This is a genomic window from Streptomyces shenzhenensis, from assembly GCF_021462265.1.
Taxonomy (GTDB): Bacteria; Actinomycetota; Actinomycetes; order Streptomycetales; family Streptomycetaceae; genus Streptomyces; species Streptomyces shenzhenensis.
On sequence record NZ_JAJONF010000010.1, the window covers coordinates 219,998 to 235,015 of the forward strand.

15 protein-coding genes are annotated in these 15,018 nt (G+C 72.6%); 7 read left to right on the plus strand and 8 right to left on the minus strand.

The annotated features are described in order from the left end of the window. Positions 1–32: 32 nt before the first annotated feature. Positions 33–452: an avidin/streptavidin family protein gene (locus tag LQ326_RS16430; RefSeq protein ID WP_234537287.1), complete on the plus strand. Its 420-nt coding sequence runs from the start codon at positions 33–35 to the stop codon at positions 450–452. A gap of 396 nt (positions 453–848) precedes the next feature. Continuing rightward, positions 849–1,520, plus strand: a complete 672-nt coding sequence (locus LQ326_RS16435; protein WP_234537290.1) for a lysophospholipid acyltransferase family protein — start codon at positions 849–851, stop codon at positions 1,518–1,520. A gap of 42 nt (positions 1,521–1,562) precedes the next feature. Here the strand turns inward: LQ326_RS16435 and LQ326_RS16440 are convergent, their stop codons facing one another. Both LQ326_RS16440 and LQ326_RS16445 read right to left on the minus strand, forming a co-directional pair. Continuing rightward, entirely contained in the window at positions 1,563–2,663 is a 1,101-nt protein-coding gene (locus LQ326_RS16440; RefSeq protein ID WP_234537293.1) for a baeRF2 domain-containing protein, read from the minus strand. Positions 2,664–2,815: 152 nt separating this feature from the next. After that, entirely contained in the window at positions 2,816–3,616 is an 801-nt protein-coding gene (locus tag LQ326_RS16445; protein ID WP_234537297.1) for a sigma 54 modulation/S30EA ribosomal C-terminal domain-containing protein, read from the minus strand. A 510-nt stretch (positions 3,617–4,126) separates the two neighbouring features. Here LQ326_RS16445 and LQ326_RS16450 point away from each other — a divergent pair. The 4 genes from LQ326_RS16450 (at position 4,127) to LQ326_RS48315 (ending at position 9,008) form a co-directional block, all read left to right on the plus strand. Next, the gene (locus tag LQ326_RS16450) at positions 4,127–4,558 is read left to right on the plus strand and encodes a DUF2267 domain-containing protein (RefSeq protein ID WP_234537300.1); all 432 of its coding nucleotides are present in this window, start codon (positions 4,127–4,129) and stop codon (positions 4,556–4,558) included. Between the two features lie 269 nt (positions 4,559–4,827). After that, entirely contained in the window at positions 4,828–5,247 is a 420-nt protein-coding gene (locus LQ326_RS16455) for a CBS domain-containing protein (protein ID WP_234537302.1), read from the plus strand. A gap of 567 nt (positions 5,248–5,814) precedes the next feature. Beyond that, positions 5,815–7,308: an AAA family ATPase gene (locus LQ326_RS16460; RefSeq protein ID WP_234537304.1), complete on the plus strand. Its 1,494-nt coding sequence runs from the start codon at positions 5,815–5,817 to the stop codon at positions 7,306–7,308. A 248-nt stretch (positions 7,309–7,556) separates the two neighbouring features. Further along, positions 7,557–9,008: an STAS/SEC14 domain-containing protein gene (locus LQ326_RS48315; protein ID WP_308401937.1), complete on the plus strand. Its 1,452-nt coding sequence runs from the start codon at positions 7,557–7,559 to the stop codon at positions 9,006–9,008. A 129-nt stretch (positions 9,009–9,137) separates the two neighbouring features. Here the strand turns inward: LQ326_RS48315 and LQ326_RS16475 are convergent, their stop codons facing one another. The 3 genes from LQ326_RS16475 to LQ326_RS16485 form a co-directional block, all read right to left on the minus strand. Continuing rightward, on the minus strand, positions 9,138–9,419 hold the full coding sequence (locus LQ326_RS16475) for a hypothetical protein (protein WP_234537305.1): 282 nt from the start codon (positions 9,417–9,419) through the stop codon (positions 9,138–9,140). Positions 9,420–9,543: 124 nt separating this feature from the next. Then, positions 9,544–9,993: a universal stress protein gene (locus LQ326_RS16480; protein WP_234537307.1), complete on the minus strand. Its 450-nt coding sequence runs from the start codon at positions 9,991–9,993 to the stop codon at positions 9,544–9,546. A gap of 113 nt (positions 9,994–10,106) precedes the next feature. Beyond that, a complete protein-coding gene (locus tag LQ326_RS16485; RefSeq protein WP_234537309.1) occupies positions 10,107–11,483 on the minus strand; it encodes a GAF domain-containing protein in 1,377 nt (458 codons plus the stop codon). A 414-nt stretch (positions 11,484–11,897) separates the two neighbouring features. Between LQ326_RS16485 and LQ326_RS16490 the strand changes: the two genes are divergently transcribed. Then, complete coding sequence (locus tag LQ326_RS16490; RefSeq protein WP_234537311.1) at positions 11,898–12,878, plus strand: hypothetical protein; 981 nt, start codon at positions 11,898–11,900, stop codon at positions 12,876–12,878. A gap of 34 nt (positions 12,879–12,912) precedes the next feature. Here LQ326_RS16490 and LQ326_RS16495 read toward each other — a convergent pair whose 3' ends face one another. Genes LQ326_RS16495 through LQ326_RS16505 form a run of 3 tightly spaced genes read right to left on the minus strand, consistent with a single transcriptional unit; the run spans position 12,913 to position 14,832 of the window. Then, the gene (locus tag LQ326_RS16495; protein WP_234537313.1) at positions 12,913–13,221 is read right to left on the minus strand and encodes an AzlD domain-containing protein; all 309 of its coding nucleotides are present in this window, start codon (positions 13,219–13,221) and stop codon (positions 12,913–12,915) included. After that, positions 13,218–13,970, minus strand: a complete 753-nt coding sequence (locus LQ326_RS16500; protein ID WP_234537315.1) for an AzlC family ABC transporter permease — start codon at positions 13,968–13,970, stop codon at positions 13,218–13,220. The genes LQ326_RS16495 and LQ326_RS16500 overlap by 4 nt, the downstream gene beginning before the upstream one ends. A 10-nt stretch (positions 13,971–13,980) precedes the next feature. Next, on the minus strand, positions 13,981–14,832 hold the full coding sequence (locus LQ326_RS16505) for an AraC family transcriptional regulator (protein ID WP_308401938.1): 852 nt from the start codon (positions 14,830–14,832) through the stop codon (positions 13,981–13,983). Positions 14,833–15,018: the final 186 nt, after the last annotated feature.

Below are 15,018 nucleotides of genomic sequence, written 5' to 3' on the forward strand. Positions count from 1 at the left end.
TGCCGCAGGCGCGAGCGAGTAGAGGGAAGACCATGCCCATTGACGGAGAGTGGTACAACGAGTTCGGTTCACAAATGCACCTGGAGATGGACCCCGAAGGGACCGTCAGCGGGCAGTACGTGACCGCCGTGGGACACACGCCGGGGACGTACCTGCTCACCGGGCGCCATGACGGGCCTGCGAGCCCGGGGAACGGCATCGCTCTCGGCTGGACGGTCGCCTGGCGCAACGAGCACGGCAACGTGGGCTCGGTCACGAGTTGGAGCGGCCAGTTCCTGGCCGACCCGGAACGCATCCTCAGCACGTGGCTGCTGACCCGTTCCGCCACGGTGGAGGCGTGGGAGTCCACTGTGGTGGGGCAGGACGTGTTCACGCGGCAGAAGCCCACCGGCGAGGACGTCGATCGCGCTTTTCGCAGCGGCCGACCGGTCTCGCACCCGATGCCGTCCTGAAGGGCGGTACGCGTGGCCGGGCCGGGCCGGCATCCTGCGACGGCGCATTCGTCGGCCGCCCGCCTACCACCGCCTCGCCGGGACGGCCCGTCGGCGCGGCAGCGGGCGCCGTAGTCCGTGGGCGCCCCGCGGGACGGAGAACCCGCCTGGCAGAACGCTGCCGGGACGACCGGGCGCACGGCGAACCACTGTTGCCCGACGGCCCGGCGCGCCTCAGGAGCACATGGCGAGCGCGGCCGCGCGGCCGACTGACGCCGAATGGAGTCCCCGGGCCGGGCGGCAAGGGGCCGGGACAGCCGACCGGAGCGGCACGCGCGGCATAGGGTGATCACGGAGTGCTCGCCCCACGCAACGACAAGAGCAGCCTCCGGTTGTCGCCGCCCTGGGGGTGCCGCTGTGCTCAGTCGCCTCGCAACCGCCGTAGTGCCGGTCTTCGGCCGCCTGGACATCACCACGGAGACCGGTTCTGGACCGGTCGCAGGCAGCATCGTCATCGCCAACCACACCTCGCTCAGTGACCCCGCGATCGTCCTCGCCGCGCTGCGCCGCCTCGGCACCGAGCCCATCGTGCTGGCAGCCGCCGGGCTGTGGCGCGTCCCCCTGCTCGGCCGCGCCCTGACCCGCGAGGGGCACATCCCCGTGCACCGCCACGACCCGCGGGCCGCCCAGGCCCTGCGAGAAGCGCAAGCCGCACTGGCCGCGGGCCGGTCCGTCCTGCTCTACCCGGAAGGCGGGCTCCCCCATCGCAAGGGCGTCCGCGAGGCTCCGCCCCGGCCCTTTCACCCGGGCCTCTTCCACCTCGCGCGCGCCACCGGCGCCCAGATCGTGCCGGTAGGCCAGGCCGGAGCCCGCGCGCTGACATCCGGCAGCCCCTTCGAACAGGTGGCCCGGCTGCTCACCGCCCCGTTGCGCCGTCCACGACTGCGCGTGTACGTCGGCGCTCCCCTGCGCTTGGACAGCGGACAGACCCAGGCCCAGGCACTCGCCATGACGCACAGCGCGCTGACCCGGGCCTGGCGCGCCGCTGCCCGGCAGCTCGGCGCACCGGTGCTCGACAACGCGCGCTGAGGCTCGGGGCGAAGTGTTGCCGCTTCTCGGAAGTCCGTTCGCTCACGGGAGGCGGGGATCGGTGTAGCGCAGCAGTACGCCCACGCCCTCGCTCAGCCTCAGCTCCTGCTCGGGCACCACGACCAGCTCGGCCCGCGTGCCGACGACCGCGCGAGCCAGGGCCGTGTCGGCGCGCTCTTCGCTGATCTCCCGTATTCCGTAGGAGCGCAGTTCCTCTTCGGCGAGGGCGAGTTGACCAGGTTCCGGGCCGGCCCACAGACGCAACGGCGACTCGGGGTGGTCGTTGAGGAAGAGGGCCTTGACCCTGCCGCGTTGCAGCTCCGACACGGCGGGGGCGAGACCTTCCGCGAACGCTCCGCCGCGGGCACGCTCGGCGAGGAAGGCGTCCAGCAGTGCCCGGTCGTGCGCGGCCATGCGCCCGGTGAAGAGGCGTTCGAGGCACTGCTCCATCAGGGCCCGGCCGGGCTCGGACTCGCCGGCGCCGTCCACGGTGGTGACCCGCCCGCGCAGGGCCGCCGGTAGCCGGCGGACGAGGATGCCGCGGGCCCAGACGTCTCCGGCGACGAACACCGTCTCGACGTCGATGCGCCGTGCGTGTCCTTCCAGCTCTCGGCCGACCTCTCCGGCGGCACGGGTCCAGTCGGCCACCGGGATCTCCTGGTCCACGCGGTGTCCCGGCGTGACCCTGGTCAGGGGCCACAAACCCGCCTCGGCCTCGATCCGTACGGTGCCGACGGCGTCCGTCGAGTGCCGGCCGCCGTAGTGCACGTGCACCGCCAGGTACGGGATCCCGGGCGCGTGCTGCACGATCAGCGGCATGGTGTCCGGCAGCGTGCCGAAGTGCGCGGTGTCCCGTGTGGGCGGTGCGGGCAACTCGTCCAGCAGGGCCAGGTGTCCGTGGGCGGTGAAGACAGCCCGGCCGTGCGTGCCGGGAACGTCCGCGTCGCCGCCCACGGTGCCCGCCACCGCGGTGATGGAGTCCCGGTCCGCTCCCTCGGCCATCAGCGCCTCCCGAAGACGCCGCCAGCGCAGTTGCACCGCGGCATCGGGATCCTCGATGGCGCCGTCACGGGACGTGTCCAGATAGACGGACGCGAAAGGACCGCGTTGCGTGTAGAGAGGTTCGAGGAAGGAAAGTTTCATGATCACTCCCGACCCGGCAAGCCCGTGACCGGTTCACCGGCCACACGGCCCCGGCACCTCACGGGGAGGCCCGGTTCTGAACGCGGGGAGGCACGTCATCGGCCCCGGGGCCGGGCCTCCCGCCTGGGCGCGGCCCTCGGGTGGCGGGGCCGCTACTCGACCGGTGAGATCAGGCCGTAGTGGCCGTCGTAGCGGTGGTAGAGGACGTTTCCCCGTCCGGTGGCGGCGTCGGCGAAGAACACGAACGGGAATCCCGCAAGGTCCAGCCGCTCCTTCGCCTCGGCCACGTTCATCCGGGGAGCGGGAAGCTCGCTCAAGGTCAGCGGCACGGCCGCCGGGCCGACCAGCTCGGGGTGCGGGCGCACCTGGGCGAGGCGGTAGCCCGTCGGGCCCGACCGGTACAGCACGCTGTCCTCTCCGGTGCCGATGTCGGTGAAGAGGTGGAAGTCGTAGTCCATCGTCTCCAGCTCGAAGGCCGCCTCGTCGGGCGTCTCCCAGGCCAGCGAGTAGGACTTGTGCCGCACGACCTGCCGGTCCTCGGCCGGGCGCGGGAAGTGGTCCGGGCGGTGGGTGGGCTCGCTGCCGTGCCGCCACTCGTGCGAGCCCGGCGCGGGCGTCCTGCCGCGCCGTGCCTCCCAGTGCTGTTCGAGACGTTCCAGCCGTGCGCCGAGCCGGTCCTGCAGCAGGTCGACGGCCTCGGTCACAGTCGTGGCGGCCACATGCGCGCGAGCCGGACGCCCGTTGACGTCCATATTGGCCTGCGCGATCGCCGGCCGCTCCATGGCGGGGTTGGCCATGCGGGTCAGCTTGACGCGGGCGAACAGAACCGGCTCCCGCGTGCGGCCGGTGAGCGCCCGTACCTTCTCCTGTGCGTACTCGATGGCTCCTGGCGGCATCTGCCCCTGGGTCTCCACCTGGATCTCGGGAGCCTGCTGTGGTGCCGATCGCTTCATGGCAGCCTCCTTGCCGCGTATGTCCCCCTCTCCACACTTGCGCTCATCGGGCCTGCGCGCACGGCCAGCGTGCCCGTCCCCGGCTGATCAACCTCCTTGCCCTGAACCGGACATGCCGAAGCGGCCCGGACAGCGACGAGGTGGGAAGCCCGCGCCAAGAGGAGCCGACCGGACTCCGCCGGACGCCGGGCCGGCCAAGCGCATGGCCCTGGGCGCACGGCCGCACGGTGCCGGGTGCTGGGTGCCGGGTGCTGGGTGCTGGGTGCCGGGTGCCGGGTGCTGGGTGCCGGGTGCCGGGTGGGGCTGCCAACCGGCCCCGCCCGCCTTAGCATGGAGCCCTGGGCAGGGAAAGAGAAGCCACAGCGGCGCCGTTGGTGCCCGACCGGACGCCACCGGGCCTGTGCCGCGATCCCGCCGCTTCTGAACAAAGTCAGCCTCGCAGGTGTGGACGAGGTTTCTCGGCACCCGCGCAGCACGTCCTTCCCGCGGACCGACCGGAAGGGAAGATCCATGCCCCCCACACACCCCCCTGACTTCGAGCACTCCATCCACAGCGCGAACATCTGGCTCAAAGCGGTGTCGGAAGCCCTGGACACGGAGGACCGCCACCTCGCCCACCGGATCCTGCGCACCTGGCTGCACACGCTCCGCGACCGGCTCACCGTCGATGTGACCGCCAACTTCGCCGCGCAACTGCCCGAACTGGTGCGCGGCGCCTACTACGACGGCTGGGACCCCAGTGCCGTACCGGTCAAGTACGACCGCCAGGGGTACGTGGACCGCTTCGTCCAGGAAGCCAAGGTCAGCGCCGAGGACGTCCCCCGGATCGCCGCTGCGGTCACCAGCGTCGTACGCAAGCACGTCTCGCCCGGGCACCTGGAAGCGGCGCTGGAACAACTCCCGCACGACATCCGCGCCTTGCTTCTCCAGCCGACCGCCTGACCTGCGGCACGAGACAGCGGGCAGTACATTCGCCGCACGTGGCCAGCAGGGTGTCCGTCCGGGCTGACCAGCCGGGACGGGACGCCGCGGCGGCCGGTCGCAGGGGTCCCGGTCGCCGACGAACAGAACAACCGCATCGGCACGGTGTCGGAGGCGGTCTGCTGCGCGAGCGCCCAGCCGGTCCGATGCGAGCGGACACCCGGCCGCCGACGAGCATCCGCCGCCGGCGGAGAACGCACCCCCATCGGCCCCATCGGAAGGAAGCAGTCATGACCACCGCGCGGGACATCATGCACGCCGGCGCCACCTGCATCCAGGAGAACGAGACTCTGGAAGCCGCAGCGCGCAGAATGAAAGAGCTGGACGTCGGGGCCCTGCCGATCTGCGGGGAGGACGATCGTCTGCACGGGATCATCACCGACCGTGACATCGTCGTGAAGTGTCTCGCCAAGGGCAGGGACCCCCGGAGCATGACCGCGGGCCAGCTCGAACAGGGCAAGCCGGTCACGGTCGACGCGGACACCGACAGCGGCCGGGTCCTCCAGGTCATGCAGGAGCACAGGATCCGGCGGCTGCCGGTCATCGAGAACCACCGCCTGGTAGGCATGATCAGCGAGGCGGACCTCGCACGCCGCCTGCCGGAAAAACAGGTGGGCCATTTCGTCGAGGCTGTCTGCGTGGCCGCCTGAACTTCGACGGATACGTGAATCACTCTCGGTGAAGCACGACTTTGAGGGCTCCTGTGGGCGGTGCCGCGTGCGGAACACCTCGTAGGCGTCCTCCATTCGGTCGAGGCCGAAGGTGTCGGTGACCAACTGACGGAGGACCAGGGCCTGGCCCGTTCCCCACGGACGTACGACGGTCAGCGCCCGGGCGACCGCTCGCCGGGGCGAGACCTCCGGTCACACCGGCCCGATCCGTCGCAGCACGGCTCCGTGTGCCGCCTCGGCCACGGACGCCTCAGCGCCGACGCCGTCACGTGCGTGGGTGTCGGTCCACGGCGTCGGCCAGGACATAGGTGCGCCCCTCCCGCCCCCATTCGCCGTACTCGGGTGTGAGCCCGGCGTCCATCGCCCGCAGACACGGGCGGCCGACACCTCCCCACGCCCGCGACAGGAGCCCGTGCCGAGCGGCACCTCTCATCATCCCAGTCCGCAGCAATCCCAGTCCTCGGTAATCCCGGGCGCGTGTCGCGGGGCAGGGCGTCCGGCGTTGTACTGGGAAGGGAAGCACCGCCGAACGAGGGGAAGCTGGCCGTGCCGTCGTCGTCCGACATCCCTCCACCGGGCAAGCCGCACAAGGTCTTCGACCGGGACGCCGAGTGGCAGGAACTCGTCGCCTTCGCCTGTGACCGCCGGCCCGAGGTCCGCCTCGGGGTGGTCAGCGGGCGGCTTCGCCAGGGCAAGACGTACTTGCTGGAGGCGCTCACCAGCGCGCTGGGCGGCTTCTACTTCGGGGCGCAGCAGGGGACGCAGGCCGAGTCGCTGAGCCACCTCGCCGGCGAGTTCGCCCGGTACACGAACGATTCCTGCGCACCGCACTGGCACGGCTGGGAGGACGCCGTCGACGACCTCCTGGCGCTCGGGGACCGGTGCCCGACGCCCATCGTCATCGATGAGTTCCCCGACCTGGTTCGGCAGAGCCCCTCGCTTCCCTCCGTCCTGCACGGCGTCTACCGGCGCCACGACGGCGGCCGCCCCGGCCGGGCCCGTCTCCTGCTGAGCGGCAGCTCCCTGCCCCTGATGCACCGGCTGTTCAGTACCGCCTCCCCGCTGCACGAACTGAGCGATCTGCACCTCACCCTGCGCCCGTTCGACTACCGCCGGGCGGCATGCTTCTGGGACATCGACGACCCCGCCCTCGCGCTGCTCGTGCACGCCGTCGTCGGCGGAACGCCCGCCTACCGGCACGCCTACGTCCACGAGGACAGCCCCACCGGGCGGGAGGACTTCGACGCCTGGGTGTGCAGAACCGTGCTCAATCCCGGCCGGCCCCTGTACCGCGAGGCGTACCACCTGCTGCAGGAGGAGACCGACCACAAGGACCGCGCCCTGTGCCACTCCGCGCTCTCCGCCGTCGCCACGGGCTGCGCGACCCAGGGCCAGGTCGCGGACTGCCTCGGTGCTCCCCTGACCGACACCGCGCGCTGCCTCGGGCTGCTGCGGGAACACGGCCTGCTGCACAGCGAGCCCGACGCGTTCCGGCCCAGCCTCGTCAGGCTGTGCGTGGCCGAGCCGCTGCTGGCCTTCGAGCACGCGGTCGTACGACCTCATCGGTCGGCTCTGGCACAGCAGGACGCCGTCGCGGTCTGGAAGCACGCCCGCCCGGGCTTCGACTCGATGGTGGCCAGGTCCCACTTCGCTCAGATCTGCCGTGACTGGGCCCTCCACTTCGCCGGCCCTGACGTCTTCGGCGCCCCTGCCAGGTCCGCGGCTCACGGATCGGTGGCCGACCCGGCGCACTCCGGGGGCGCGGACGTGGCGGCGGAAGTGGTCGTACGCGGCCACGGGGGCGTGCGCAAAGGGACTCTGCTGTCGGTGGGCCTGGCCCGCTGGGACGAGGTCATGGACCTGGTCCATCTGGAACATCTCCGCGGCCTCCTCGACGTCCTCGCCGACCGCGGCGAGGACATCACCCACGCCCGGCCGGCCTGCTACAGCGGTGCCGGCTTCAGCCCCGCCCTGCGCGCCGCCGAAGCCCAGGGACAGGTGACACTCATCGGCCTCGACCGGCTGTACGGACGGCGGTAGCCGACCGGGCGGGCGCCGCACGGCCCTCGCTCACGGCCGTGGTGATCGCGCCCCGCCCGCCTCGCGGCCGAGCCGAATCTTCGTGCGACGTGCGCGACGTGCGACGTGCGACACGGTCGCGGAGACCTTGGCACCTTGCCATGATGGAACAACAGGAAAAAAGACTGGAAAACAGGAAAAGTAGCCATACGAGTCGATTCCGATGGCAGAGGCAGGCCGGGTAGCACCTGCGCCCAGAGAGGAACGGCATGCTTGAAAGAGCCCAGGACGCGCCCTCAGGGGTCGACGCGGTCAAGGCGAGCGGCACGGTGTCGAAGGACGACTACAAGGCGGTGATCGAGCCGCTCATCGATGACGCCCGCAGGGAAGGCCGCCGCATCCGGCTCCTGTGGGAGTGCGGCCCGGAGTTCCGGTCCTTCACCCCGGCCGCCGGATGGGAGGACCTCAAGACCGGGACCGGCGCCATGCGCCTGTTCGAGGGGTGCGCCGTCGTCACCGACATGCGCTGGATCCGGGACTCGACCCGGCTCGCGAGCTTCCTGATGCCTTGTCCGGTACGCGTCTTCGGCGGCCAGGATCGCGAGGAGGCCCTGCGCTGGCTCGTCTCGCTGCCTGAGGGGCCCGGCGTGTCCCACGAGCTTCTGACCGAGTCCAAGGTTCTCGTGGTCGAGGTGGAACAGCCCCTGCGCACGCAGGACTTCGACGCACTGGCACAGACCGCCGACAGCTGGCTCGAAACCCACGACGCCCTGTCCGGCGTCGTGGTGCATGTCCGCGACTTCCCGGGCTGGGAGAACATCGGAAGCCTGCTGCGGCATGTGCGTTTCGTCCGCGACCACCATCGCAGGATCGGGCGGATCGCGCTGGCGGCCGACAGCAAGCTCGCCGGACTCGTACCGCACTTCGCTCACCACTTCGTCCAGGCCGAGGTGAGGCAGTTCGGATACGACGAACTAGACGACGCCGTCGCCTGGGCCGCGAGTCCGCCCCACCCAACGGTTCAGACCCCCGTCTCGAAAGGCAGGCCGGCGACGAAACCCGCCCAGCACAGCACCGTCGGCGAGGTGATGACACGCGACGTCGTCACCGTCCGCCCCGACACCCCGTTCAAAGAGATCACGTCCGTCCTGGCCACCCATGGCATCAGCGCCGTGCCCGTGGCCGACGCGCGTGGCGCGCCGATGGGACTGGTGTCGGAAACCGACCTGCTCCGCAAGCAGGTCGACCAGCCCGACAAATACGGCGAGCAGGCAGCACCCCCCGAATGGCCCCACGAGAGGGCCAAGGCACGCGCGGAGAACGCCGCCGGGCTGATGACCACCCCGGTGGTCACCGCTCACGCCGACTGGCCGGTCGCCCAGGCCGCCCGGGAGATGGACCGCCACCGGGTCAGGCGGCTGCTGGTCGTGGACGACACCGACCGCATCATCGGCATCGTCAGCCGCTCGGACCTGCTACGCGTCTTCCTGCGCCCCGACGACGAGATCCGGGAGGAGATCCGGGACGACGTGCTGGCGGGGATGCTGCGGCTGGGCGGCACGGAAGTGCAGGTCCAGGTGCACGAGGGTGTCGTCACCCTGCGCGGTGAGGTCGAGAACCGCAGCACCGCCGAGATCGCGGAACGGCTCGCCAAGGGCGTGGACGGCGTCGTCACCGTCAGGCCCATGATCGACTACGGCGTCGACGACACGGCCCGGTAGCGCACACCGCCGCCGCATGCCCCGGCGGGCCGACGAGCGGGAGGCTCGTCCGGGACGTGCGATTCGGCACCGCAGGTCACGACGGGCCGACTGCCCGGGCGCCGCGCAGTGTGCGGGCCGGAGTGACGGTCAGCAGCCCCGGCGCCGAGGACAGACCGCCCAGGCGGACTGCGTGGCCATCAGACGGCGCTTGCCGGCACGGCCGGCGACCAGCCCGCCGTACGGGCCCGCCGGTGCCGCGGCACCGGGCCCTGGTGGCGGCGCGCTTCGCGCGGGCGCCGCGGGCGAGGCGCCCGACAGCGCCCGCCGCCCGCCGCCGGCCGCCCGCCGCGGCAGGAACTGCGCGGCGGCCACCAGCCCGAGCCCCGCACCCGAGCCGGTCAACCGGAGCACCAGCCAGGACTGAGCCACACCCTGCGTCCAGGTACTGACGGCACTGACCGACTGCCCGGCGAAGCAAAGCCGGGAATTCGGCACGCGAAGGACGCCGGACCTCTCCCTTCCCCGGCCTTCCCCGGCCTTTCCCGGTGCCTTCTCATCCGTGCGTGGCGTCAGCCGGTCCACGGATGACGACGACCGGGCAGTCGGCGTGCTGGACGACGTGCTGGCCGACCGAGCCCAGCAGCGCCTCGGTGAATCCGCCGTGCCCCCGGCTCCCCACCACCAGCAGCTCCGCTCCCCGGGACGCGTCCAGCAGCACGGCCGCCGGGTTCCCGCACACGACCACCTGCCGGACCTCGCCCCCGCGGTCGGGACCGAGGGCCTCGTCGATCGCCTGTGTGAGGACCGCACCCGCGTTGTCGCCGAAGTCGAACCCGGAGGGACCCCAGCCGTAGAACGACGGGTACTCCCAGGCGGTCACCGCCTCGACCACAGCCCCCGTCAACCCAGCCTGCCGCGCCGCCCACCGCAGGGCGGCCTTCGACGGCTCGGACCCGTCGACACCGACCACGATCCGTCCGGTCGACGCCCTCTGATCGTTCATCGCTCACCCCATCCGGTTCGGTGACGGTACGCATAAGGCGGCGAGAACGGCCGCCCCATGCCTTCGGCATGAACGCGTTCGCGGTCGGACCGCGGGCCGGTGAGGGCGGCGGCTCATCTTTCGGGCCCGGTCCGGAGGCCGAAGACGGTGTTGGTGACGTCCTTGATGACCTCGTCGATGCGGTCGACCACGTCGAGTACCGCCCGCTGCCGGTCGGCGTCGAGGCGTCCGGCGATGCTGTGCAGGTCGAGGCCGACGGCGTAGAGATCGTGGACGGCGCGGTCGTGCAGGTCCGCTCCGATGCGGTCCCGGTCCCGGAGGTGCCGGAGCCGTTCGTCGTCCGCTCGGTGTGCGGCCAGGCACCGGGTGAGTGCCGCCTGGACGGCGAAGGACGCGAGGAGTTCCACCTCCGTGTCGCCGAAGCGTCCGCGCGTCCTGGCACGGGCGACGGACAGCGTGCCGACGGGTGTGTCGCGGTCGGTGAGCGGAACGGCCATGGCCGGCCCCAGGCGCGTCGCGATCGGGAGCTCTGGGCCCAGGACGAGCGGGCCGCTGCCGTCGTCGCTGATCTGGGGCCGTCCGGTGGCATAGGCACGGCCGGTCAGCGAGGCGGCGTCCACGAACCGCGTCCGGCCGAGCAGATCGGAGCTGGCGAGGCCGGCGGCGGCACGGACGACCAGGCGGCCGGGCGCATGGTCCGGCAGGCTGACCAGGGCAGCGTCGGCCTCGGCGATCCGCAGGGCCTGTTCGGCGATGACCTGCAGCGCGCGGTCGCAGTCGGCGTCGCCGGGGACGGCCGTGGTGAGCTGGGTGTCGGCGTGCCGCCATGCCTCACGCAGCCTCGTCCGTTCCAGCAGCGCCGCGTGGTCCATGGCGTTTCCGGCCGCCGACGCCAGCACCTGTACCAGCTCCTCGTCCTCGCTGGTGAAGGGCCCTGGGGGGTGGCCGGGGCGGTGTTTGTCGGCCAGGTACAGGTGCGCCACGTCCCCGCGGCGGGTCCGGATCACAAAGCCGAGAAGGGCACTGGCCGGCGGCGCACCCGGAAGATGCCGCACCGCGTCGTCCACCCGGACGGTGTCGCGGTCCCCGAAGAGGCCCTGGAGTGCGTGCAGCCCGTGCGCGATCCGGGCGAGCCGGCCGGCATCCACGCCCTGCAGTCCCGCACGGATCATCCCGTCGGGCCGAGCCGGCTCATCACTCGGGACCACGGCGGCCCAGACCGCCTCCGTCAGGTCGCGCGCGGAGGTGACCAGCTGCCGCAGCACCCCGCCCGGATCGCTCTCGTCGGTGACCAGCATGACCGCGCGCAGCAGCGCGCGGATCCGGTCCTGGGCGCGCCGCACCTCGTGCGCGGCGGCCAGCAGGCTCTCCACCGCCTGGTCGAGTTCGAGGCGGGCGGGATCAGGGAAGTGCAGGCGCCCCGGGTCCGGCGCGGTGGGACACCGGGCCGACGGGTCCGGCCTGTGCGGTTCTCTCTCAGCAGCAGACATGACACGTGCTCCAGATCAGGCGCGATAAATTATCGCTCCGCACCGGAGCAGTTTCCAGCGACCGCAAGATCACTCGCCGTCCGGGAGGCAACGGCGTCCGGGAGGCAACGGCGTCCGTCCACGATCACGAGCCCGATCCGCGTGATCCTTTCGCCTGCCTCGAACACCAGAGCCCGCCGGCAGCGGGGCACATTCGTTCCCCCTCGCACTCCATGCCCTACGGACGGTGAACCCGCTCGCCCAGGTTCCGCACAACCGTGCGGACCGCAGTACGGACGCACGGCAGTCTCCCCAGGTCGCGGAGGTTCCGCCGCCGGCAGACCGTCAACCGCGTGACACCGGCATCCCGCCCCTGAGAGTGGGCCCTGCCCGGGAGCGCCTGCCGAGACCGCTTTCCCCCCTACGGTCTTTCGCATGGCTGAAACCGGAGCTTCCCCACTCCCCCCTACGCCCCCGGCGCACTCCCCACTCCCGCGCGCCGAAGAGTTCATGTGGCTCACCGCGCGCGTGCTGGAGCAGCGTCTGTTCTCGTACCACTTCCTGAACGGCGGCCCCGATCCGGTGCAGACGGCGCTGGACGCCTACCGCAACGAGGACGGCGGCTACGGACACGCGCTCGAGCCCGACCTGCGCGGCCCGGTGAGCCAGCCGCTGCACACCGGACGCGCGCTGCGGGTCCTGGACGCCATCGAGCGGTGCGGCGGGCAGCGGGTGGAGCGGGTGTGCCGCTATCTGACGGCCGTCTCCACGGCGGACGGAGCGCTGCCGGCGGTCCTGCCGAGCCAGCGCGGCTATCCGGCGGCGCCGTTCGTCCCGGTCGTCGACGACCCTCCTCCGGCCCCGAACACGCCCGGCCGGGGGCACCCCCATGGCTCGCTCCTCGCCACCGGCCCGGTGGTGGGCCTGCTGCACCGCAACGAGGTCTGGCACGCGTGGCTGTTCCGGGCCACCGACTTCTGCTGGCAGGAGATCGACGGTCTGGAGGCCTCGCATCCCTACGAGATCGAGGCCGCGGTCGCGTTCCTGGACACGGTTCCCGACCGCTCGCGCGCGGAGGCGGCCGCCGACCGGCTGGGCCGCCTGGTGCGCGAGCAGCGACTGGCCGCGCTGGACCCGGAGCGCCTGGACGCGTACCCGGTGGCGCCCGGCTACGCCCCGCGCGAGCACCACTTCCCGCATGACTTCGCGAAGTCTCCGGACTCGCTCGCGCGCGCGTGGTTCACCGACGAGGAGATGGCCCGCTCGCTCGACTTCCTCGCCGCCGAGCAGGAGGCGGACGGCGGCTGGCCGATCCGCTGGCGCCAGTGGGCACCGGCCGCAGTCCTGGAGTCCCGCCCCATGGTGACGATCGAGGCCCTGCACACGCTCAGGGCGTACGGCCGCCTCGTGGGCTGACGGAAGCCGGTGCCGCGAGCCGGGTGCGGACGTCTCAGCCGGTGATGGCGCGCAGCCCCGCCGTGACCACCACGGCGACCCCGACCACGGCCAGGAAGGGCGCGCGCAGCACCAGCGCCACCGCGGCCGCCCCGAGCCCCGCGGCCCGGGCGTCCAGCACAAGCGCGTGCCCGTCGGCGAACGTCTGCTGGGCGGTGAGGGCCGCGAGCAGCGCCACGGGCAGCAGGGCGGCCAGCCGTCGCACCACTGGCCTCTCCAGCAGCCCCGCGGGCACCAGCAGCCCGGCGAGCTTGACGGCGTAGCAGCCGAGGGCGGTCACGCCGATCGCGATCCAGAAGTTCACCGCGTCTCCTCGGGCGCCTCGTCGCGGGTCCGGCCGCGGCCGGACCGGCGGCCGGAGACGAACAGGGCGGCCGGTGCCGCCAGCGCGGCCGCCAGGACCGGCACCCCGGCCGGCAGCACGGGCAACAGGCCGAGCCCCAGCAGCACGGCGAGGGCGGCGACCGCGCGGTCGGTCGTGGTCTTCAGCATGGGGGCGAGCAGGGCCAGGAAGACGGCAGGTCCGGCCGCGTCCAGGCCCCAGGCGCCGGTGTCCCCGACGGCCTTGGCACCGAGCGCCCCGAGGAAGGTGGTGAGGTTCCACAGCACGTACAGGCTGAGCCCGGTGACGGTGAAGCCGATCCGGGCGGCGCGCCGGGTCGGCTGGGCCAGGGTGACCGCGGTGGTCTCGTCGATCACCCACTGGGCTGCGAACGGCCGCACCGCGCGCGGGAGGGCCAGTACCTGCGACAGGCGCAGCCCGTAGAACGCGTTGCGCACCCCCAGGAAGAAGGCGCCGGCCGCCGCGGTGAGCGGGTTGCCGCCGGCCGCGAGCGCGCCCACCAGAGCGAACTGGGAGGCGCCGGTGAACACCAGGAGGCTGAACGCGCAGGTCTGGAGCAGGCCGAGCCCGCTGCCGGCCGAGGTCACCCCGAAGGCGAACCCGGAGAGTCCTACGGCGACCCCGACCCCGAGGGCGTCCCGGACGACGGCGGAGTCCGGCTTCGGTCCGCCTTCGGTGCGTATGTCTGCGGGTGCTGTCTGTTGTGCCACGGACAGGACGCTACGGACGGCCGTCCGGCACGTCTTGTACGTTCTTGCGCTCGCGCTGGTAGGCGCCCGGCGGGACGCCGACGATCCGGGCGAAGTGGCGGTTGAGGTGCGGCTGGTCGGTGAAGCCCACGGCGACGGCCGCCTCGGCGGGTGTCGTGCCCGCGTCCAGCAGCAGTCGGGCGCGACGCACCCGGGCATCGGTCAGCCAGGTGTGCGGCGGCATGCCGTAGGCGTCGCGGAACGCCCGCAGCAGCGCGAAGGGACTGGTGCCGAGGTCGGCGGCGAGCCGCTCCAGGCTCGGCGGGTCGGCCATCCGCTCCTCCAGCACGGCACGCGCGCGTGCGGCGAGCCGGCCACCTGCGGTGCGGACCTGCCGCTGCGGCAACGGGCCGCCGTTCAGCCGCAGCAACCGGGTCACCGCCACTCTCAGCAGGGTGTCGGCCGCGAGCGCGTTGCCCTCGTCGGCGGCGCGCAGCACCCGGTGGACGAGGGCGACGCCGTACGGGTCGGCGAGCACGGGACTGACGAAGCCGGGGGTGCCCCGGAGCCCGGTGGTCTCGGCGGCGATCCCCGCCACGAGGTCCGGCGCCGGGTAGACCGCCCCGTACCGCCAGCCCTCGGGCACCCCGGCCCGCCCGGTGTGCGGGGTGTCCGGGTTGACCAGCGCGAGCGCCCCCGCTCCCGCGGACACGTCGGAGCCCCGGTGGTGGAAGACCTCGACGCCGTCCGCGATGGCGGCGATCACGAAGTGCTCATGGGTGTGCCGCACGAACGTCTTCCTTATGTACCGGGCCCGCAGCAGATCGACGCCGGGCAGCGCCTCGCACCGCCAGTGCCGCGCCCGCTCGCCCGTTCCCGTCATACGGCCATTGTCGACCGCCCTCCCCCACCCGCCCGCACTCAGCCCCACCTCCCGCGCTCCCACCTCAGTCCTGATGGACCGCACGACCGCACGACGGCACGACCGCAGGACCGCAGGACCGCCGACCGCAGGACCGCCGGGTGCAGCCCGCAAGGCCGCAAGGCCGCAAGGCCGCAAGGCCGCAAG